Genomic DNA, 3,774 nt, shown 5'->3' on the forward strand with positions numbered 1-3,774 from the left:
ATACACATTCAAATAATATTTTCCTTGTTTCGCTACGAGTTTTCCCTTTATAGTATTTCCTTCATCTTTACCACAAGCTACGTAATTTTACATGTCTAATTCATGATAAAGTACCCATGTCATCCCAATATTTTGTTCATTTATCACAGAAATAACTACTTCTTTCAGAACTATAACATCAAACGTTTAAACATCTGTCTGATCAGGAGTAATCAGATTCCCTTTTACAAGCGTATTGGAAGTCCTTCTCCTCTTCGAGGGATCCACCTGTTTGCAGTTCTTGTTTTACAGTAACTTTTGTTTGTTCTTTACTTTCTTTTCCTCTACTATCTTCCACTGTTAGTTCCACATTATATGTTCCTTTTTCTCCATATACGTGGGTAGGATTCGCTTCTGTACTTGTTGTACCATCACTATAAAATTTAATTTCTTCATTAAAAAGCATTTTTAATTTTTTTATATACTCTTACTGTCGACGTTCAAAAGCTAAACGTACTGCAAGACCTGTCAATACGCTCGCCATAAGCCAACGCTGCACTCGCAGCCACGTTGGACGTGTGCCAAACCATTTCGCAATTTTACTTGCTGTACATACAATTAGAAGGTTAACTATAAAGCTAACAGTGATTTGCGTAAGGCCCAAAACTGCACCTTCAAAAAGCAACGATCCCTTCTCTGGATCTTCAAATTGAGGTAAAAGTGATACATACAAAATAGCAATCTTTGGATTCAGAAGATTAGTCATGAGTCCCATTAAAAATAATTTCCGTGGTGGTTCATTAGAAATCGTACGAGGTTCCATAATAGATATAGCACCCGGTTTAATCGAATTCCAAGCTAGCCAGAGTAAGTAAGCAGCACCTGCCCACTTTACTGCTTCATATACAGCGGGAACCGCAAGGAATAGAACTGTAAGTCCAAACATAGTTGCGATTATATAGATTACAAATCCGAGCATGATGCTCAATAAAGAAATAAATCCCGCCATACGTCCCTGCGTAATGGAACGGGAAATGAGATAAATTATATTAGGCCCAGGTGAACAAACCATGCTAAGCGAAACAATTGCAAAAGCTATCAAGGTACTCAAGCTGACCATAAACCTTCCCCCTTTATGTTACATAAAATTTCCTATTATACATTTTATCATGATTGGGGAGAGAAAAAATTAATATAAACCGATGCAGCTAAGTAATATTATTGGATCGAATATAGTGTAATCACATATTTCTCATTCTCTTAAGTAAGGACTAAAAATAACCTATCCATAGAGCTACTAAAACCACTACGAATAAAGCAAAGCAACATGTAATATTTCGAATCCACTTTTGTATATCACCAAAATACCTTTCTATAAATATAGCGTTGATAGTAAGCATAAGAAATAAAACAATGTAAGTAAAAGCACCCAATTTATCGTTAAACTTCTCATTTGTAAATGTACTTACATGAAGGAATAGAAAAACAAACGTTACTATGAATAGCTCAAATAGCCTTTTTTTATTTACCCCACCACCACCTTACAGTAATTCCCTTTCATTCCATTTTATCAGAACATACTGTGTAGCAGCACATGAATATTATATTCATGTTAAAAAGGCCAACAATCCAAGATTGTTAGCCTCTACTTCCCATATTCGTATCTTTTATCACTTTACTTCCTTACAACTGGAATCCACATTTCACCAAACACTAAGCCGTTTCTTTTCCCCATCTCAACCGTCGTATTTGGTCCACCAACATAAGCAAACTCATTTGCATCTGGTAAAGCTTGACCGAAGGCGATGCCAGTCAACTTATTACTTAACTCTTCAGCTGTTTTGTCTTCCCCTTTTACTACTAAGTATTCTCCCCTCGGAAACTGAATCACTCTAGATTCTTCTTCTATTTGTGCTTCTGTCATGACACCCGCATAATACATCATTTTGTTATTCACCGCTTCGCTCACAGAAAAAATGTATTCATTTGTCGCTAAAGCTTTTAAAGTGTCCAGCCTTCCATCTTCTTTAACAGCCGACCAAAAGTCTTCCTTTTCTTTATTTATTCCAGCAAAGTCTGTGTACTCACTCTTAATTTCAGTTCCAATACCTAACACAATAAAGCTATCTTTTTCTTCTATAGTATAATTTTTCATATACAAAACCTGCCTCTTTTTTTATTAATCAAACGATTTATCTTTTCATCTGATACGTTTATAATATCTTTAAACCATGTCAAAAAATGATACTGTTTAGGAGACCAAAATGAAAAAAGTTGAACGGATCAATACAATTATGCGATATATTAACAACCGCTCTCACTTTACAATTTCTGAAATCATACGAGAATTTAACATATCACGATCGACAGCTATTAGAGACATTAGAGAAATTGAAGCTATGGGAATGCCACTTGTCGCTGAAGTTGGGAGAACGGGTGGATATTTTGTTATGCATAATTCTATCCTACCCGTTGTTCGCTTTACTGATAATGAAGTGAAAGCTCTTTTTATTGCCTTTATGGCTACGAGGAATCAACAACTTCCCTACCTAAAGAGTCGTCAATCTTTAGCCGAAAAACTACTAGGACTCATCTCAGAAACCCAGCAGGATGACCTTGTTCTTTTAAATCAACTCTTGCTGTTCCAAGGGACTAATCCTCATAATCCCGATCTACTTGAGCTTTCTGATCTCCCCCATCCTATGTTAGAAAAACTCATTCAAATCCTTCTTTTGGATAACCATTTATTGATTACCATTAAAAAAGATGAAGAAATTAAGTCTTATCCAATTTATCTATTACACCTTTATCAAGAAAAAAGCCATTGGATTATTGAAGGATTTGACTTAAAAGAAGAAAAGAAGTTAATGTTTCCTGTCGATGATCTCATCAATATCGAACCATACACGACGAATAAAAGGCTCAATAAGAAAAAGATTTTAGAAAAACTAAGTAAGATGGCTGAAGCAATTAACCTTGTACTTGAACTTGGTCCGACAGCAATTGCCCAGTTCAAAAAATACCATCCTTTAAAAATTTCAATATCTTATACTAATCCTTACCAATCCACAGCCATTTTAAAAACTTTTATCAATGTTAACAATCCCGATGAAGTGACGGAAATAATAAATTGGCTGCTTTTTCTAGGGAAGGATATTACAATTAGGGAAATGCCTGAAGAAATATTAAAAGATTTACAAGAGCGATTATGTTTATATTCCCCATAAGCAGTGATCAGTTAAACCTCAAAATATTGAGTTTAAGCGCTCACTACTGAACGAGGCTTCTATGAATAATACAACAAAAAAGGTATGAACTAACTTTTAGTTCATACCTTTTATATTAGAGTTTTCTATAAACACATTAAATTGCTTGTTTAAGATTTGAATGTGGATTTGGTCCATACTTATTCTCACCTTCATCACTTTCAATGATACAAAACACAAGTAGAACCGCTCCTCCAAATGGCACCAAATTTAATAGCTGCCACCATCCTGTTTTTCCACTATCATGTAATCGACGAGCTTCCACTGCCAGAGTAGGAACGATAAAAATTGTTATATATAGCACGGTAATATTGGCCCTTAAGTAAAAGGCAGACGAAGAATAAGAGGCCAAATATATTAATGACCAAAACGTAACCTTATTAAATAAAGTAAAAATCCAGTACTCTTTTCTCGTAGCTCTCCCACTAAATTTCGCATAGTTTTTGAGAGTATATAAATACCATTTCATTTGAACCTCTCCCTTTTTCATCCCCTAAACGATTAATTTATACATTATATACCTTATAAG

General features: G+C 34.7%; 5 protein-coding genes and 1 pseudogene. 1 reads left to right on the forward strand and 5 read right to left on the reverse strand.

Annotated elements, in window-relative coordinates:
- From ABWK52_RS22610 to ABWK52_RS22625, 4 genes and pseudogenes are all read right to left on the reverse strand, one after another.
- Positions 1-442, reverse strand: a pseudogene (locus tag ABWK52_RS22610) (PKD domain-containing protein); the annotation flags it as partial.
- Positions 443-466: 24 nt separating this feature from the next.
- Complete coding sequence (locus ABWK52_RS22615) at positions 467-1,099, reverse strand: LysE family translocator (RefSeq protein WP_141537337.1); 633 nt, start codon at positions 1,097-1,099, stop codon at positions 467-469.
- A 151-nt stretch (positions 1,100-1,250) separates the two neighbouring features.
- Positions 1,251-1,478, reverse strand: a complete 228-nt coding sequence (locus ABWK52_RS22620) for a DUF3963 domain-containing protein (protein WP_098541125.1) — start codon at positions 1,476-1,478, stop codon at positions 1,251-1,253.
- 176 nt (positions 1,479-1,654) lie between these two features.
- Positions 1,655-2,134 (reverse strand): GyrI-like domain-containing protein, encoded by a 480-nt coding sequence (locus ABWK52_RS22625; protein WP_000801038.1) that lies wholly within the window; start codon positions 2,132-2,134, stop codon positions 1,655-1,657.
- 109 nt (positions 2,135-2,243) lie between these two features.
- Here ABWK52_RS22625 and ABWK52_RS22630 point away from each other — a divergent pair, with 109 nt between their 5' ends.
- Positions 2,244-3,206 carry a helix-turn-helix transcriptional regulator gene (locus tag ABWK52_RS22630; RefSeq protein WP_000755060.1) on the forward strand — a complete coding sequence of 321 codons (963 nt, stop codon included), beginning with the start codon at positions 2,244-2,246 and terminating at the stop codon, positions 3,204-3,206.
- 136 nt (positions 3,207-3,342) lie between these two features.
- On the opposite strand, the gene ABWK52_RS22635 is transcribed toward ABWK52_RS22630, so the two are convergent.
- On the reverse strand, positions 3,343-3,714 hold the full coding sequence (locus ABWK52_RS22635) for a DUF805 domain-containing protein (protein WP_000872435.1): 372 nt from the start codon (positions 3,712-3,714) through the stop codon (positions 3,343-3,345).
- Between the last annotated feature and the right edge of the window lie 60 nt (positions 3,715-3,774).

Origin of the sequence: Bacillus sp. AP50, from assembly GCF_040492675.1 — a bacterium.
GTDB classification, from domain to species: Bacteria; Bacillota; Bacilli; order Bacillales; family Bacillaceae_G; genus Bacillus_A; species Bacillus_A cereus.

Excerpts from the sequence above, each read along its gene's own strand:
- ABWK52_RS22615 (WP_141537337.1), bottom strand. The coding sequence starts at position 1,099 with ATGGTCAGCTTGAGTACCTTGATAGCTTTTGCAATTGTTTCGCTTAGC.
- ABWK52_RS22625 (WP_000801038.1), bottom strand. The coding sequence starts at position 2,134 with ATGAAAAATTATACTATAGAAGAAAAAGATAGCTTTATTGTGTTAGGT.
- ABWK52_RS22635 (WP_000872435.1), bottom strand. The coding sequence starts at position 3,714 with ATGAAATGGTATTTATATACTCTCAAAAACTATGCGAAATTTAGTGGG.
- ABWK52_RS22630 (WP_000755060.1), top strand. The coding sequence starts at position 2,244 with ATGAAAAAAGTTGAACGGATCAATACAATTATGCGATATATTAACAAC.